The 15,595-nt window shown below is 63.2% G+C and carries 16 protein-coding genes; 8 read left to right on the forward strand and 8 right to left on the reverse strand.

Annotated features, from left to right (window positions below):
• Positions 1 to 37 precede the first annotated feature (37 nt).
• Positions 38 to 1,372, forward strand: a complete 1,335-nt coding sequence (locus HAV21_RS02735) for an MFS transporter (protein WP_142938693.1) — start codon at positions 38 to 40, stop codon at positions 1,370 to 1,372.
• Between the two features lie 72 nt (positions 1,373 to 1,444).
• Here HAV21_RS02735 and HAV21_RS02740 read toward each other — a convergent pair whose 3' ends face one another.
• Positions 1,445 to 2,113 carry a phosphoribosyltransferase family protein gene (locus HAV21_RS02740; RefSeq protein WP_208096097.1) on the reverse strand — a complete coding sequence of 223 codons (669 nt, stop codon included), beginning with the start codon at positions 2,111 to 2,113 and terminating at the stop codon, positions 1,445 to 1,447.
• A gap of 86 nt (positions 2,114 to 2,199) precedes the next feature.
• Between HAV21_RS02740 and HAV21_RS02745 the strand changes: the two genes are divergently transcribed.
• Positions 2,200 to 2,613, forward strand: a complete 414-nt coding sequence (locus tag HAV21_RS02745; RefSeq protein WP_142938695.1) for a MarR family transcriptional regulator — start codon at positions 2,200 to 2,202, stop codon at positions 2,611 to 2,613.
• 3 nt (positions 2,614 to 2,616) lie between these two features.
• Here HAV21_RS02745 and HAV21_RS02750 read toward each other — a convergent pair whose 3' ends face one another.
• The 5 genes from HAV21_RS02750 to HAV21_RS02770 all read right to left on the reverse strand — a co-directional run bounded on the left by HAV21_RS02750 (position 2,617) and on the right by HAV21_RS02770 (position 7,413).
• The gene (locus HAV21_RS02750) at positions 2,617 to 3,447 is read right to left on the reverse strand and encodes an alpha/beta fold hydrolase (protein WP_166840244.1); all 831 of its coding nucleotides are present in this window, start codon (positions 3,445 to 3,447) and stop codon (positions 2,617 to 2,619) included.
• A 1-nt stretch (position 3,448) separates the two neighbouring features.
• Entirely contained in the window at positions 3,449 to 3,778 is a 330-nt protein-coding gene (locus tag HAV21_RS02755) for a biotin/lipoyl-containing protein (RefSeq protein ID WP_014922133.1), read from the reverse strand.
• A complete protein-coding gene (locus HAV21_RS02760; RefSeq protein WP_166840246.1) occupies positions 3,771 to 4,844 on the reverse strand; it encodes an alpha-ketoacid dehydrogenase subunit beta in 1,074 nt (357 codons plus the stop codon). Before HAV21_RS02760 ends, HAV21_RS02755 begins: the two co-directional genes overlap by 8 nt.
• A complete protein-coding gene (locus HAV21_RS02765) occupies positions 4,837 to 5,889 on the reverse strand; it encodes a thiamine pyrophosphate-dependent enzyme (protein WP_166840248.1) in 1,053 nt (350 codons plus the stop codon). Before HAV21_RS02765 ends, HAV21_RS02760 begins: the two co-directional genes overlap by 8 nt.
• A 138-nt stretch (positions 5,890 to 6,027) precedes the next feature.
• The gene (locus tag HAV21_RS02770) at positions 6,028 to 7,413 is read right to left on the reverse strand and encodes an amino acid permease (RefSeq protein ID WP_142938699.1); all 1,386 of its coding nucleotides are present in this window, start codon (positions 7,411 to 7,413) and stop codon (positions 6,028 to 6,030) included.
• A gap of 174 nt (positions 7,414 to 7,587) precedes the next feature.
• On the opposite strand from HAV21_RS02770, the gene HAV21_RS02775 reads away from it, so the two are divergent.
• From HAV21_RS02775 to HAV21_RS02800, 6 genes are all read left to right on the forward strand, one after another.
• A complete protein-coding gene (locus HAV21_RS02775) occupies positions 7,588 to 8,061 on the forward strand; it encodes an Lrp/AsnC ligand binding domain-containing protein (protein ID WP_014922130.1) in 474 nt (157 codons plus the stop codon).
• A 110-nt stretch (positions 8,062 to 8,171) separates the two neighbouring features.
• Complete coding sequence (locus tag HAV21_RS02780; RefSeq protein ID WP_166840892.1) at positions 8,172 to 8,891, forward strand: NUDIX hydrolase; 720 nt, start codon at positions 8,172 to 8,174, stop codon at positions 8,889 to 8,891.
• Positions 8,888 to 10,195, forward strand: a complete 1,308-nt coding sequence (nadA, locus tag HAV21_RS02785; protein WP_166840250.1) for a quinolinate synthase NadA — start codon at positions 8,888 to 8,890, stop codon at positions 10,193 to 10,195. Before HAV21_RS02780 ends, nadA begins: the two co-directional genes overlap by 4 nt.
• Before the next feature lie 72 nt (positions 10,196 to 10,267).
• Positions 10,268 to 12,100 carry an FAD-binding protein gene (locus HAV21_RS02790; RefSeq protein WP_166840252.1) on the forward strand — a complete coding sequence of 611 codons (1,833 nt, stop codon included), beginning with the start codon at positions 10,268 to 10,270 and terminating at the stop codon, positions 12,098 to 12,100.
• Positions 12,093 to 12,965 carry a carboxylating nicotinate-nucleotide diphosphorylase gene (gene nadC / locus HAV21_RS02795; protein ID WP_142938707.1) on the forward strand — a complete coding sequence of 291 codons (873 nt, stop codon included), beginning with the start codon at positions 12,093 to 12,095 and terminating at the stop codon, positions 12,963 to 12,965. Before HAV21_RS02790 ends, nadC begins: the two co-directional genes overlap by 8 nt.
• Positions 12,966 to 12,972: 7 nt before the next feature.
• Positions 12,973 to 14,142, forward strand: coding sequence for a cysteine desulfurase family protein (locus tag HAV21_RS02800; RefSeq protein ID WP_166840254.1), 1,170 nt, complete (start codon positions 12,973 to 12,975; stop codon positions 14,140 to 14,142).
• 15 nt (positions 14,143 to 14,157) lie between these two features.
• Here the strand turns inward: HAV21_RS02800 and HAV21_RS02805 are convergent, their stop codons facing one another.
• Both HAV21_RS02805 and HAV21_RS02810 read right to left on the reverse strand, forming a co-directional pair.
• Positions 14,158 to 14,649 carry a GtrA family protein gene (locus HAV21_RS02805; protein ID WP_142938709.1) on the reverse strand — a complete coding sequence of 164 codons (492 nt, stop codon included), beginning with the start codon at positions 14,647 to 14,649 and terminating at the stop codon, positions 14,158 to 14,160.
• 18 nt (positions 14,650 to 14,667) lie between these two features.
• Entirely contained in the window at positions 14,668 to 15,546 is an 879-nt protein-coding gene (locus tag HAV21_RS02810; protein WP_166840256.1) for a fumarylacetoacetate hydrolase family protein, read from the reverse strand.
• Between the last annotated feature and the right edge of the window lie 49 nt (positions 15,547 to 15,595).

Consider the following 15,595-nt stretch of genomic DNA (forward strand, 5'->3'; position numbering starts at 1 on the left):
AAGCGCCGACCAGTCACTCTCACCCCATGGAGTTCCAATGACCGCAACTTCCACTGTCGACTCTCCGTCAGGACCCAGCAGCAAGCGCGAGGAGCGCAGGGTACTGGCCGGGACGTTGGTGGGCACCACCATTGAGTGGTACGACTTCTTCATTTTCGCCCAGCTCACCGCCACCCTGTTGGCGCCGTTGTTCCTTTCTCCCTTGGAGAAGTCCAACCCGGGAGTAGCCCAGCTCCTATCTTTCGCCACGATCGGCATCAGCTTCCTGTTCCGTCCCCTCGGGGCCTTTGTGGCCGGACACCTCGGCGACAGGATGGGCCGCAAGGCTGTGCTTGTCATGACGTTGGTGATGATGGGTGCTGCCACTGCGCTGATCGGCCTACTGCCCACCTACGCCACTATTGGCCTTTGGGCCCCCGTCCTGCTGATCACCCTGCGCGTTGTCCAGGGATTCTCGGCCGGTGGGGAATGGGGCGGTGCTGCGCTGATGGCCGTGGAGCATGCACCTCTGAAGAAGCGCGGGCTTTTCGGCGCCTACCCGCAGATCGGTGTTCCGATCGGCATGATCCTGGCCACGGGGCTGTTGTTCCTGCTGCAGTCGGGGATGTCCAAGGAAGACTTTGCCTCTTGGGGATGGCGTGTGCCGTTCCTGCTGTCCGTGGTCCTCATTGTGGTGGGATACCTGATCCGTCGCGCCGTTGGTGAGAGCCCCGTCTTCAAGGAGATCGCCCAGCGCAAGGCTGAAAGCAAGGCGCCCCTGGGTGAACTGTTCCGTAAGAACAAGAAAGAAGTTGTTCTTGCTGCCTTGATCTTCATCGCCAACAACGCTGCCGGCTACCTGCTGATCGCCTTCTTCATCTCCTACGCCACACGTACCTTGAAGATGCCTACGCCTCAGGTCTTGCTGGCCACCACCATTGCGTCCTTCGGGTGGCTCATCTTCACCATGGTGGGCGGTTGGTTGTCGGACAAGATTGGTCGCGTCAAGACGTTCCTGATCGGTTATGGCCTGGTCTTCGCGTGGATGATTCCCATGTTTGTGCTGATCGATTCCAAGGACATCGTGCTTTACGGAACTGCACTGTTCGTCCTCACTATCGGACTGGGTCTGTCCTACGGTCCAATGTCCGCCATGTATGCGGAGATGTTCCCGGCCCAGGTCCGGTACTCGGGAATTTCCATTGGCTACGCGCTCGGTGCAATCCTGGGCGGCGCTTTCGCTCCGCTCATTGCCCAAGCTCTCCTGGATACCACCAAGTGGTCCGGATCGGTGGGCATCTACATCATGGTTCTCTGCGTGATCTCCGCAATTGGCGTGATTTTGGCCAAGGAAACCCGTGGCCGTCCGCTGGGGTACAGCGTCCACCACTAACAAATGGCAAACAAAAGACGGGTGTGGTCCACAGGGACCGCACCCGTCTTTGCGTTGAGATCACGACGGCGGCTACTTACGGCCGCTGGCACCGGCACCTTCCAACTGGCCTACGACGTCGGCGTCGGACAATTGCTCGAAGCGTTCATAAAATGCGCCAACTGCATGGAACTTGCCGGGCGTGTGCAACGCGATCACAACGTCGCAGACCCGGGCCAAGGAGGTTGAGGCCTCCAGGGAGGCGACCGGCACTGCAGCGATGACGGTGCCGGCCCCGCCGGCCCGGACGGCCTCCACGGCTGCCCGCATGGTGGCGCCGGTGGCCAGTCCGTCGTCGGCCAACACCACTGTTTTTCCGCGAAGATCGTGCTCGATGCCGGGGTATTTGTGGGCACGGCGGATGAGTTCGGAACGTTCATGGGTTTCCACGGCATCCAAAGCGGACTGGGAGATTCCGTGCGCGAGAATGAGCTCCTTCAGGGGCCTGTTGACCATTCGCAGGACGTCGCCCTGCGACCACGCCAGCGCCCCGAAAGCGGTCTCGTCACGGCCGGGGATCCCCAATTTTCGGACCAGCACGGCGCCAAACGGCAGGTACAGTTCTGCGGCCGCGGCTGCGGCTACCGGGACTCCACCACGGGCCAGGCCCAGGACGATGGTGTCTGGCCGTTCCCTCAGTTGGGGGAGTGCTTCAGCCAGGCGTCGACCGGCTTCCGCGCGGTCCTTGAAACGCATGCCCATCTGCTCCACTTCCACGTAATTCGTTGCCCTCCCAAGCCTACAGTCCACACCTTGCCCGGTGGCGCGCCCACTGAAAGCATGGCCTTGTGAACAAGCCCATCGGATATTGGATCAAGAGGCTCGACGCCGCACTGGAAATACAGCTGGACGCCACCCTGGCCAGGATCAAACTCACCCGCCGCCAATGGCACACCTTGGGCACGCTATCGGAGGGTGCCATGCGGCCGGATCGATTGGAGGACATCCTGCAGCCGCTGTGGGGCGGCGATTCCCGGCTGCGCGAACGCGAACTTGCGGCCTTGGTGGGGCGGGGAATGATCATCATGATCGACGACAGGCTGGCGCTGAGCGACCGGGGCCGCGAGAAATACCACGAGGCCCAGCGCTTGGTGGAAGATGCGCGTCAGGACCTGTCCATGGGCATAGGCATTGACGAGTACGCGATGGCCCTGAGCGTGTTGGAGCGCATGAGCCTGAACGCGGAGCGACTGGCCCGCTGAGACCTACACGCCGAGGAACTCGACCGCAGCTTCCTTGAAAGCCCGGCTAGTAATGACATTGGTGTGGGTGCGTCCCGGGATCACCAGGGTCTCCACCATGCCGCCACGCTTGCCGGCAATGGAGGCCAGCTCCGGCATGGTGGCTGCCCGTTCGTCTTTCTCCCCGGCCACGAGCAGCAGTGGCATGTGAGGGGCGGCCTCCGCAGGATCGAAAGGTTCGCCCTTGATGGCTTCGATGAGCGACAACATGGCAAACAGGTTGTTGCTTGGAAGCATTTGGGCCATCTTCAGCAGGCCTGCCGTGGACCCGTCCTCGATGGGTGTACCGTCGGCCAGATGCCGCTGCGCGGCCACGAGGTCGAAAGCTGCCAACGGATCCGCCGAACTCGGCCCGCCCAGGACGATGCGGTGAACGAGGTCCGGCTGGGTGGCGCCGAACTCCCACGCCAGCCTGGAACCGAGCGAGTAGCCAATGACGTCCAGTCCCGTGGAAGGATCGCCTTCGCGCAGGGGCCGGGCGCCGGCGTCGGTCACTATTTGGAGAAGGTCGGCGCGGATGCGGCTGGGCGTGTAAGAATCCAGGTCCTCAGGGGAGTGGCTCCGGCCGTGACCGGGCAGGTCTATGGTGATGACCCGGCGCCCTGCGTCCTGAAGCGTGGTGATCCAACCGCTGTCCACCCAGTTCAGTTTCGTGGAGGAAGAGAAGCCATGGATCAGCAGGACGGGGCGCAGCCCGGCGTCGGTAGCCGGCTCATGGACTTCCACGAACAGTCCGGGGTCGGTTCCCTCCACTGTGTGCCTGTGCTGTTCCATGGTGTGCCTGCCGGTCATCATGTCAGTCCTCATCCAGTACGGCGCTCAGGCGGACCCGGCGCTTGGGTGCTTCGTCCTTCGGAACAGTGCCCACGATCCCGGCAGTGTCATCCGGAACCTCGAACACGATCAGCGGCTCGCCAACGTTGATCGTGTCACCGGGCGCTCCGTGAATACGCACCACTTTACCCGCCTGCGGGCTGGGCAATTCGAGGGCCGACTTGGTGGTTTCCAACTCCACGATCGCCTGGTTGCGTTCCACCTGCTGACCGGGCTCCACGAGCCAGTCCAGCACTGTTGCCTCAATCAAGCCCTCGCCAAGGTCCGGAAGGGGGAAGGAAATTTCAGCCACGGCGGTACTCCAGTACGCGTTGGATCCCAAAGAGGATGCGGTCGATGTTGGGGATGTATTCGTCTTCCAGGTCTCCGGAGGGATAGGGCACGTCGAAGCCCGTCACGCGTTCCACCGGCGCCTTGAGCGTCGCGAAACAGCTCTGCGTGATGAGTTGGGCCACTTCGGCGCCCAGGCCTGAGGTCAGCGGTGCTTCATGGACGACGACGGCGCGCCGCGTCTTCCCCACGGAGGTCGCCAACGCTTCGGCGTCAATCGGTTTCAGCCAGCGAAGGTCCAGGACCTCGACGTCGATGCCGTCTTCAGCCGCCAGTTCGGCAACCTGCAGGCAACGGGCCACCATGGCGCCCCACGCCACGAGGGTGAGGTGCCTGCCTTCCCTCGCCACGCGGGCGCCGGTGAGGTTGCTGCCGTTGTCCGCTCCGCCGTCGTGCGCTGCAAAGGCCGCATCCACCGAGGTGAGGTCCACCGGTCCCTTCTGCCAATAGCGGGACTTCGGTTCCATGAAAATGACCGGGTCCGGCCGGGTCGCCGCGTACTTGAGCAGGTGGTAGGCATCGTTCGGGGTGGACGGTGATACCACTTTGAGCCCCGGAACGTGGGCGAAGAGCGCCTCCAAGGACTCTCCGTGGTGCTCGGGTGCACGGATACCGCCAAAGCTGGGCACGCGCAGGGTGATGGGCATGGGCAGGGTGCCGCGGCTGCGGTAGTTCATCCGTGCGATCTGGCAGACAATCTGGTTGATGGCCGGATACGCGAAGCCGTCGAACTGGACTTCTGGGATGGGGTGGAAGCCTGCCATGGCCAGGCCCACGGACATTCCGAGGATGCCGGATTCGGCAAGCGGGGTGTCGAAGACGCGGTCCTCGCCGTGCTTCGCTTGGAGGCCGTCGGTGATGCGGAAGACCCCGCCCAGCCGGCCGCAGTCCTCGCCAAAGATGAACGTCTTGGGGTTCTCGGCCAGGATCTCGTCCAGGGCACGGTTGAGTGCTTGCTGCATGGACAGTTGCTGAACGCCGGCGGCGGCAGCTTCAATGCCTGGCAAGGCAGTCATGGTCTCAGACATGTTCGGACTCCTCGCGCCACGCGGTGGCCTGGGATTGAAGGGCGGGCGTTGGTTCCTGGAAGACCAGGCCGAACATTTCGGCGCCGGGGCGGGGGCCCAGGTCCTCGATGCCGGTACGGATGGCTTCCTCTTCTTCTTCGGCCTTCCGCTGCGCTTCGGCAAAGAAGGCCTCGTCTGCAACCCCTTCGTCGAGCAGCCGCTGCCTGAAGCGCTCCAGCGGATCCTCGCCGGCGTCGAGGCGTTCCTCATCCAGCGTGCGGTAGCGGCCGGGATCGTCGGCGGTGGAGTGCGGACCGCGGCGGTAGGTCATGGCTTCGATCACCACGGGTCCGTTGCCGGCGCGGCAGTGCGCGAAGGCGGAACGAGTGGCTTCGAAAACACCTACCACGTCATTTCCGTCCACCTGCAGGGACGGGATTCCGTACCCGGCAGCGCGAGCCGCGACCGAGCCGCCGGCTACCTGGCGTTCCGTGGGGACGGAGATGGCCCAGCCGTTGTTCTGGATGAAGAACACCACGGGAGCCTTCATGACTGCCGCGAAGTTCATGGCTTCGTGGACGTCGCCCTGCGAGGAGGCGCCGTCGCCGAAGTACGTCATGGCAACGCCCGTTTCACCCGCCGCGTGGCCGGAAAGGGTTTGGCCATGGGCCCAGCCGACAGCGTGCAGGACGGAGCCCGCAACCACGGCCTGAATGGGTGCGAACCTGGATTCCAAAGGGTTGTACATGCCACCGTGCCACGTGGCCTTGTGGGTGGACATGTAGCCCACCATGTCCAGGCCCATCGCCCGGGCAACGCCCATCTCACGGTAGGTGGGGAAGACGAAGTCACGGGTCCGGTCAACGGCGTAGCCGCTGCCTACCTGGGCGGCCTCCTGGCCGAGCTCCGGGGCGTATCCCGGGATGATGCCTTGGCGCTGCCAGGCGACGGCTGAGGTGTCCAGGTGCCGGACGGCTGCCATCAGGGTGTACAGCTCACGGAGTTGATGGTGGGTGAGCGGGGCCGCGTCATCATCGACGGCGGCCAGCACGGCTTTGGTAGTCATGGCTGTGACCCTAGTCACCCAATACGCCTGTGCGCAATCAGTGCAGTTCTAGCGGCACACTTTGTACATTTTGGGCACACAAAGAAGCCCTGCACAGTACAAACTGTGCAGGGCTTCCTGATGATGATGAGCAGCTGGCTACTCGACCGGCGTGGTCTGCCTGCCAGCCTTGGCCCTGGCGTTGAGGAAGCAGCCGGCGGCGATGACCATGATCAGGATGAACGTTCCGATCAGCTGCCCGGCACTTTCCGGGTTGGCGAAGCCCACCACCAGGATGAGGCCCAACAGGACAAGGCCCACGATGGTGAGGAAGGGGAATCCCTTCATGCGCAGCGGCAGCTCGGTGCCGTCCCGGTCAGCCCTACGGCGCAGGATGAACTGCGAGACCAGTGCGGTGCCCCACACCACGAGGCATGTGGATCCCACAAGGTTCAGCAGTGCCGGCAGGATCTTCTCCGGAAACAGCAACTCAAGGACCGTGGCGATGAAGCCGAAGGCAACTGAGATGCCGACTGCGGCGACGGGAACCTTTGAACCGCTCAGGCGGGACAGGAAGCGTGGAGCTTCGCCGCGCTCTGAGAGGGAGAAAATCATGCGGGAGGCGCCGTAGAGGTTGGCGTTGAGGGCGGACAGCAGGGCGACGACGGCTACCAGGGTGATGGCCGCTCCGGCGCCGGGGATTCCTGCAAGGTCCAGCACTCCGGCGAATGGGGACTTCAATCCTTCCGATCCCACCGGAAGGACGGCTGCGATCACGAACACCGAGCCGATGTAGAAGACCAGGATGCGCCAAACAACTGTACGGATGGCCTTGCCTACGCTGTGGGCGGGGTTCTCGGTTTCGGCGGCAGCGACGCTGACGATCTCGGTTCCACCGAAGGCGAAGATCACGACGAACAAGGCGGCCGCGATGCCGCCGATGCCGTTGGGGGCAAAGTCGCTGAACGCTGAGAACCCGGGGGAGGGCACGTTAGGCAGCCAACCCAAGAGCAGGGCTGCGCCGATCAGTAGGAAGATCACGATCGCTGCGACCTTGAGGATGGCGAACCAGAACTCGAACTCACCAAAGTTGCGGACGCCCACAAGGTTGATGCCCGTGAAGACCACCATGAAGACCAGCGCCAGGACCCAGACGGGGATGACGGGCCAGATCGAGAACAGCAGACCGGCTGCTCCGATGGCTTCGGCTGCAATGACCACTACTAGCTGCAACCACCACAACCAGCCGATGGTTCCGCCTGCGGTCTTGCCCATGGCTTTCTCCGCGTAAACGGAGAACGCGCCGCTGTTCGGGTTGGCTGCCGCCATCTCGCCAAGGGCCCACATGACCAGGATGATCAGCGTACCGGCGACGAGGTAGGAAATAAGGACTGCCGGACCGGCCGCCTGAACGCCCGCCCCCGAGCCGAGGAAGAGGCCCGCGCCGATCGCGCTGCCTAGCCCCATCATGGTGAGCTGGCGCGGCTTGAGCGAATGGCCGAGGCCGGATGTTGGCGCAGGAGCCGCGATGGACTTCGTTGTCATACGTGTCTACCTTCTATGGATTACATGCTGGTTTGGCGTGCTGGCCTCATGGGTTTGGCACGCGGGCGTCGACGACGCAGCAAGAGCCGTGGAATAATTCTCGCAGTTTGTAAGATACATCACTTTTTGCTGTAGCGATGTGATGGGTAAGTTACCCCGGGGACAGGAACTTTGATGCTGGTGGATGCGCTTGATGCAAAAATTGTACGTTTCTTCACTGATTCACCGCGATCTTCAGTGCTGGAAGCTTCCCGCGTGCTCAGGGTTGCCAGGGCGACGGTGCAGTCCCGGATAGACAGAATGATTGAAAACGGGGTCATCGGTTCCTGGGTTCCCCAGCCTGATCCCGCCAACTTCGGCTTTCCGGTGGTGGCGTTCTGCTCGGTGACCATCACCCAGGAGATCGGCCATGATGCCATCATCGAAAGCCTCAGTGCCATCCCGGAAATTATCGAGGTTCATACTGTCACGGGAAATTCGGACCTGATGGTGCGGATCGCCGCGCGGTCCAACCCTGATATGCAACGCGTCCTTGATGCCATGATCGCCACCAAGTCCGTGGTCCGGTGTTCGTCGGTCATCGTCCTAAACAGCCACATCCAGGGCCGCACGCTCCCGCTGATGGAAGCTGCCGCCAAGCCAGTGTGACGTAAAGCATTTTGCTCCGCGTCGATCGAGCCGTACCATTAGTTCTAGTCAATATGACTTTAACTAGCGCTTCACTGACCGGGGAGCGTTTCGGACGGCGATGGAGCGAGGTGAACGCCGTGAACACCAACTCAGCCAACGTTGCCGAGCGGCGGCTTGCACCGCCGTCGCTGGCTATTTCAACAGTGATTTTCGCCCTCCGCCCCAGCGAGACATCCGGGCGCCCAACCCTGTGGTTGCCGCTGGTACGGCGTATCCGTGAGCCTTGCAAAGACATGTGGGCGCTCCCGGGTGGACCGTTGGCCCACGACGAATCCCTTCAGGATGCGGCTGCACGGAACCTCCGCGAAACCACCGGCCTGGCCCCTCACTACCTTGAGCAGCTCTACGCTTTCGGCGGCCTCCATAGATCGCCCACCCAAAGAGTGGTCTCCATCGTGTACTGGGCACTAGTGCAACCCACTGAAGCGGCCCTCGCTGACGAGTCCGAGAATGTGCGCTGGTTCCGGGCAGACAAGCTCGCCGAACTGGCCTTCGACCACAACGCAATCGTGGACTACGCCCTGTGGCGGCTGCGCAACAAGATGGCCTACGGATCCATCGCTTACCACCTGCTGGGAGAGTTTTTCACCCTCGCCCAGGTCCGCGAAGTCTACGAGGCCGTGCTGGACCGCCAGCTCGATCCCGCTAACTTCCGCAGGCACATCAAGGCAACACCGGAAATCGAAGAAACCGGTGAATACCTTCAAGGCGGAAAACACCGCCCGCCACGCCTCTACCGCTTCACCGGCACGCCCGGCCTCGGGCCAGATAACAGGAGTACACCATGAGCAGCGTTAACACTGCCGTCCAGCTGATCACTCGCGAAGAAGCCGAGAAAGGCCTCTCCCGCGCAGGGGCCACGTGCAGCCCGGCCTTGGCCAGGGGCCCATGGGAGTACGACCTCGCCGAAGCACTTGCCGGCGAACCTGCTTATGGCCCGGGTGCTTCCAGCGAGGATGTCGCTCCCAAAGCCACACCGCGCCAGGGCCAGCTGCCCGATGAGTACAAAAAAGCCACCGACGCCGAACTTGACGCCCGCATCCGGGTCGCCAAAGCGACACTCGGGGACCGGGCCGTCATCCTGGGCCACTTCTACCAGCGTGACGAAGTCATCCAGTACGCGGACTTCGTGGGCGATTCCTTCCAGCTCGCCAACGCTGCCCTGACCAAGCCCGACGCCGAAGCGATCATCTTCTGCGGTGTGCACTTCATGGCCGAGACAGCGGACATCCTCTCCACGCCCGAACAGGCCGTCATCCTGCCAAACCTTGCCGCGGGATGCTCCATGGCTGACATGGCAGATGAAGACTCCGTGGAGGAATGCTGGGAGCAGCTTGAAGAAATCTTCGGCACGGACCCGGATGCCTCCGGCCGGGTACCCGTCATCCCTGTCACCTACATGAACTCCTCTGCAGCACTCAAGGCGTTCTGTGGCCGTAACGGTGGGATCGTCTGCACCTCGTCCAACGCCAAAGTGGTTCTGGAATGGGCGTTCGAACGCGGTCAGCGCGTTCTGTTCTTCCCCGATCAACACCTGGGCCGCAACACCGCCAAGGCACTGGGCGTCCCGCTTGAGCAGATGCCCATGTGGAACCCGCGCAAGGAACTTGGCGGCAATGACGAACAAGTACTGCAGGACTCCCGGGTCATCCTCTGGCACGGCTTCTGCTCAGTCCACAAGCGCTTCAACGTGGGCCAGATCGAGAAAGCCCGGCAGGACTTCCCGGGCGTCAACGTGATTGTCCACCCCGAATGCCCCATGGAAGTAGTGGACGCCGCAGACTCCGCAGGATCCACCGACTTCATCAAGAAGGCCATCGCCGCCGCCACCGAACCCACCACGTTCGCGATCGGCACCGAGATCAACATGGTGAACAGGCTCGCCGCCGAATATCCGCAGCACACCATTTTCTGCCTCGATCCCGTCATTTGCCCCTGCTCCACCATGTACCGCATCCACCCCGGATACCTCGCCTGGGTCCTGGAGGAACTCGTGGAAGGACGCATCGTCAACCGCATCACCGTTGACGACTCCGTGCAGGACAACGCCAAAATTGCGCTCGAACGCATGCTGGCAGCCAAACCTGCCTAAAACCGACGGCACCACAAAGCCGGCATCACCGTCCGGGCACATCAACACCCGACTAGCCGAATCGAGCCTCATATGACTACAGAGAGCCTTACCGGCGGGGCCGCCCCCCAAAGGCTGGTCGTCGTCGGAAGCGGCATCGCAGGTCTGTACTCAGCCCTTCTTGCTGCCGATGCCGGCGCGGAAGTGGTGCTGCTGACCAAAGGTGCGCTCGCAGACAGCAACACCTACTACGCCCAAGGCGGGATTTCCGCTGTGCTGGACGAGCCGGCCCCCGGCGATACTGTGGCAGCCCACATCGCCGACACACTCAAAGCCGGGGCCGGCCACTGCAATGAAGAAGCAGTACGGGTGCTGTGCACTGAGGCCCGGTTGGACATCGCAGAACTGGCACGTTTCGGCGTCCACTTCGACCTTGACGACGACGGCGATCCCGCACTGGGTCTCGAAGCCGCCCACTCAGCTCCCCGCATCCTCCACGCCGGTGGCGACGCTACTGGAGCCGGAGTGGCGGCCGCGCTGATCAAAACCGTGCTGGACTTCCAAGCCGCAGGAAAGATCCAGGTCATAGGGCACGCCCACGTGACATCGCTCTCCTTGGGGGGACCGGGCGGCGGCCGTGTAGTGGGAGCGAACTTCCTCCACGATGGCCGCCACCTCGGCGTCCACGGCGACTCTGTGCTGCTCGCCACCGGGGGAGCCGGCCAGCTGTTCGCCCAAACCACCAATCCCTCAGTGGCAACAGCGGATGGCCTGGCCCTGGCGTGGCGTGTTGGGGCGGCCGTGGCAGACCTTGAGTTCTTTCAATTCCACCCAACGTGCATGGTTCTCCCGACTGAGGCACGGGAAGCAGAAGGCAACAACGACCCCCTGCTTATCTCCGAAGCGGTACGGGGCGAGGGCGCCATCCTGGTAGATGCCACCGGTCACCGCTTCATGCCCGACTACCACCCTGATGCCGAACTCGCACCCAGGGACGTCGTCTCCCGCAGCATCGCCCTTCACCTCACAAAACTCGGCGACCCCAACGGCCACGTGTTCCTGGACGCCACCGTGATTGAGGAAAGCCGAGGAAAAGGCTTCCTGGCCAAACGTTTCCCCACCCTCAGCAAACGCACCCGCCAAGCCGGCGTTGACTGGACCACCGAGCTTGTTCCTGTAGCACCCGCGGCCCACTACTGGATGGGCGGCGTGGTCACCGACCTTTACGGCCGCACCTCTGTTCCCGGGCTACTGGCCGCCGGCGAAGTGGCGTGTACCGGGGTGCAAGGTGCCAACCGGCTGGCCAGCAACTCCCTGCTCGAGGGCCTCGTGTTCGGGCGGCGGGCTGTTGAAGCGTTCCTCGTTGGTGACCGCGACGCCGCAGGCCCCTTGGCGCCTGCGCTCGCGCCTCGTACCGGCGATCGCCTCGCAGGCTCGGCGGCCGGTTCGGCCGCTCACGCGACAACGGCGCGGTCGGGGCCTCCGGCCGCGCTACTGGGTTCGGAATTGGAACTTGAGCCGGTGCCTGCTCCTGTTTCCTGGGAGTTTGAGTCTCTGCCGGGGCCGGGGGCTCGGGAGGTTTCTTTTGCGCGGGCGGGGGTGTTTTCGCGGGGGGCTCTGCGGCGGTTGATGACTGCCAAGGCCGGGGTCTTGCGTGATGGTGCTCTGATTCGTGAGGCCGGTGTGGCGTTGGCTGCCTGGGCAGAGGATGTGCTTCCACTGAATGTTCCTGAGTCTTTGGATGTTCGGGAGCATGAGGATTCCAACCTCTTGTTGGCGGCGCAGTTGCTGGTGCATGCTGCCCGGGAACGGCGTGAGTCCTTGGGGGCTCATTACCGCAGCGACAGCTGGGAGGACCCCGGAGTCGTCGAAGATATTGACAAGCGTTACACCATGAGCCGGAAAGTGAGCCTCGTCCATGACTAACCTGACCCTCCCCGCTGCCCCCGTCCGGGACATCCTGGAACGGGCGTTCGCGGAGGACGCGCCCAGCGGCGACATCACCTCGCAACTACTGATCCCCGCCGACGCCCGGGCAACTGCAGTGTTGAATGCGCGAGTCCCCGGGGTCTTCAGCGGCGGTCCCGTTTTCCGTGATGCCATGAAGCTCGTGGACCCGGACACGGACGTGGAATTGCTCCTCGCCGACGGTGAAGCGTTCGACGCCGGAACACACCTCGCGCGGGTCAGCGGCAGCGCCCGCTCGGTGCTCCTCGCCGAAAGGGTGGGCCTGAACCTGGTGCAGCGGATGAGTGCCATAGCCACCAAAACGGCGGAATTCGTGCGGCTTGTGGAAGGGACGCGCGCCCGGATCACGGACACCCGCAAGACCACCCCCGGACTTCGTGTGCTGGAGCGCTATGCGGTGCGCTGTGGTGGGGGAGCCAACCACCGCTACAGCCTCTCCGACGCCGTGCTGGCCAAGGACAACCACCTGGCCGTCATGACCGGAGGCGACTCCAGCAAACTGACCGAGCTGCTGATTGCAGCCAAGGCCCAGCTTGGCCACACCACCCACTTCGAGGTGGAAGTGGACCGGGCCGAGCAGATTGAACCCGTGTTGGCTGCCGGTGTGGACACCATCATGCTGGACAACTTCTCCATCGAACAGCTCCGTGCCGGGGTCAAACAGGTGGACGGACGGGCCATCGTGGAAGCCAGCGGCAACGTGAACATCAATACCGTCACCGAGATCGCTTCCGCCGGCGTGGACGTTATTTCCATTGGTGGCCTGACCCACAGCGTGAGCGCCCTCGACCTGGGGCTGGACGTCGTTCTAGAGACAGCCTGACCATCCCATGATCTTCCTTGACGCCGCAGCCACCACTCCGGTTCGCCGTGAGGCCCTTGAAGCCATGTGGCCTTACCTGAGCGGCGAGTTCGGCAACCCCTCCAGCCACCACAGCCTGGGCGAAACGGCAGCGGGTGCGCTTGCCGAAGCCCGTTCCGGCGTCGCGAAGGTCCTGAACTGCCGTGCCGGCGAGGTGACCTTCACTTCCGGCGGCACGGAAGCGGACAACCTTGCCGTCAAAGGCATAGCGTTGGCGCGGCAGGCGGCTGATCCGTCGCTGAACCGTGTGGTGATCAGTGCCATCGAACATCCCGCAGTGGAAGAATCAGCCCGTTACCTGGAACGGGTGCATGGATTCACCGTGGATGTGCTCCCCGTGGACGGAAAAGGTCTGGTCTCCATTGATGGCTTACGGTCGGTCATCGGCCCCCACACCGCTCTGGTGAGTGTCATGTACGCGAACAATGAGGTCGGAACCGTCCAGCCCATTGCATCCTTGGCCGCAGTGGCCCGGGAACACGGAGTGCCGTTCCACACGGACGCAGTGCAAGCCGCTGGGTGGTTGCCGGTGGACGTGAAAGCGCTCGGTGTGGACGCGTTGAGTATTTCCGGACACAAACTTGGTGCGCCCAAGGGATCCGGTGTCCTGTTCACCAAGGGGCGGCTTCGGGTGGAGCCCCTGGTGCACGGTGGCGGCCAGGAGAAGGCAAAGCGCTCGGGCACAGAGAACGTGGCAGGGGCTGTTGCGTTGTCCACGGCGCTCAAGCTCTCCCACGCTGAGCAGCCCCATCAAGCAGCGCGCGTTTCGGATCTCAGGGATCAGTTCATCCAGCGGATCCTCGCCACCGTACCTCACGCCCTGCTCACAGGACACCCCATCCAACGCCTGCCCTCCGTAGCTTCTTTCTGCTTCCCCGGAACCAGCGGCGAGTCTGTGCTGCTTGAGCTGGAGCGGCTCGGCGTGGTGTGTTCCAGTGGATCGGCCTGCGCGGCGGGATCCGACGCACCCTCGCCGGTGCTCGTGGCCCTGGGTATCGCCCCTGAAACGGCCCAGACAGCGGTGCGTTTCAGCTTCACCTCAACTGTCACCGACGCGGAACTGGAACGGGCAGCCGTTGCCGTGGAAACCGCCGTCGGACGCGTCCGGAACCTGGCTGTCCCGCAAGAAAAGCAGTAATTACTACCTGGGTGATTACACGTGCCGCGCGCGCCTGAAAATCCAATGCCGCAGCAGGGTAAACCGGACGGCCGTAGCCACGAAACCGGAGAGCGTGGTTGTCCACAACTCTTCGGTGACCGTGGCTTCGGGCCGAAGAAGATGCAAAACACCCAGGCTCCCGCCGGTGATGATCAGCGCGATGCCAATCACAATAACCCCACTGAGGTGGTCTTGCGCACGTTTCCTGCGGCCGGTGATTTTGAACGTCAACCGTCGATTCAGGGCCGTGTTCATCAACGACGTCAGAACAAGGGCAACGGCGTTGGCCAGCTGGGGATCGATCCACGGACGCAGCACAGCGTAAATGGCGAGCGAACTCGCCGTGCACACCACTCCGACTCCGGTGAAGCGGATTAATTGCCGCACAACTGGGTACTTCAGAACGCCGCGGTGCCGTTTGCGTTGACGCGGGGGCTTTTGAGAGGGAGACGGGCGTAGCTCAGTGGCCTCCGCAGCTATCTCCATGGGGTTAAGCCTGACACACTATGCAGGCTGCTGCTCCCATGAAGCACCGGTGACGGGGTTGTGAAGCTCGCCGATTCCTTCCACGCGGCACACCACGGTGTCTCCCGGTTGGATTCGTGCGCACTCCGCGGGGAACCCTGTGAGCACAAGGTCGCCGGGGTGGAGCGTCATGAATGAGCTCAGATAGACCATGATTTCGTCCACTTTCCAGCCCAGGTCCGCTGAACTCGCAGTCTGCAGCTCCTTGCCGTTATGCACAATCCCGATCTCCAGGTTTGAGTCATCCAGGCTGGTGACTATCCACGGACCTGCGGGAGTGAAGGTGTCCTGGCTTTTGGCGCTGATCCAGAGTTCGTCGGACTTCTGGAGGTCGCGGGCGGAGACGTCGTTACCGATGGTGTATCCGAGAATTGCCGACCTCGCTGTTTCCAAGGTCAGGCCTCGGGAGGCACGGCCGACGACGACCGTCAGTTCAGCCTCCGGGTCCACGTAACCAACGGTGGAGCTCAACTGAATTGCTTCGCCCGGTCCGATCACGCTTGATGCTGCTTTGTGGAAGGCCTGTGGCGGCAGGTCCCGGCCAGGCTGCCCGGTGTTGTGCGCCATGCCGAAGACGTTTGCAGGTACCGAGGGGGCCAGAAAAGTGAACGCATCCTGGCTGACCACCGCCCCGGGTTCCCACCCGTTTCTGGCCGGGCTGCTGGCATTGGCCCTCGACGTCGGGAAGGGGGACTCCACCACAGTCCACTGTGTGCCTTCCGCCGAGTCGAAATCCCGGGCGTCGTTGGCCACAAAGAACTGCTCGTCAGGAGACTGGCGGGCCAAAGTTTGATCGGTGTCAGTTGCGATCGGGACGGGCCGGACTCGGGCGATGCGACGGGAAAAAGGCGAAGTCATGATGACATCCTACGTCCTTCCTGGCCGGTGGGTTGCGTTGTGGGGCCCG

The organism is Paenarthrobacter sp. MSM-2-10-13 (assembly GCF_011605365.1).
Lineage (GTDB): Bacteria > Actinomycetota > Actinomycetes > Actinomycetales > Micrococcaceae > Arthrobacter.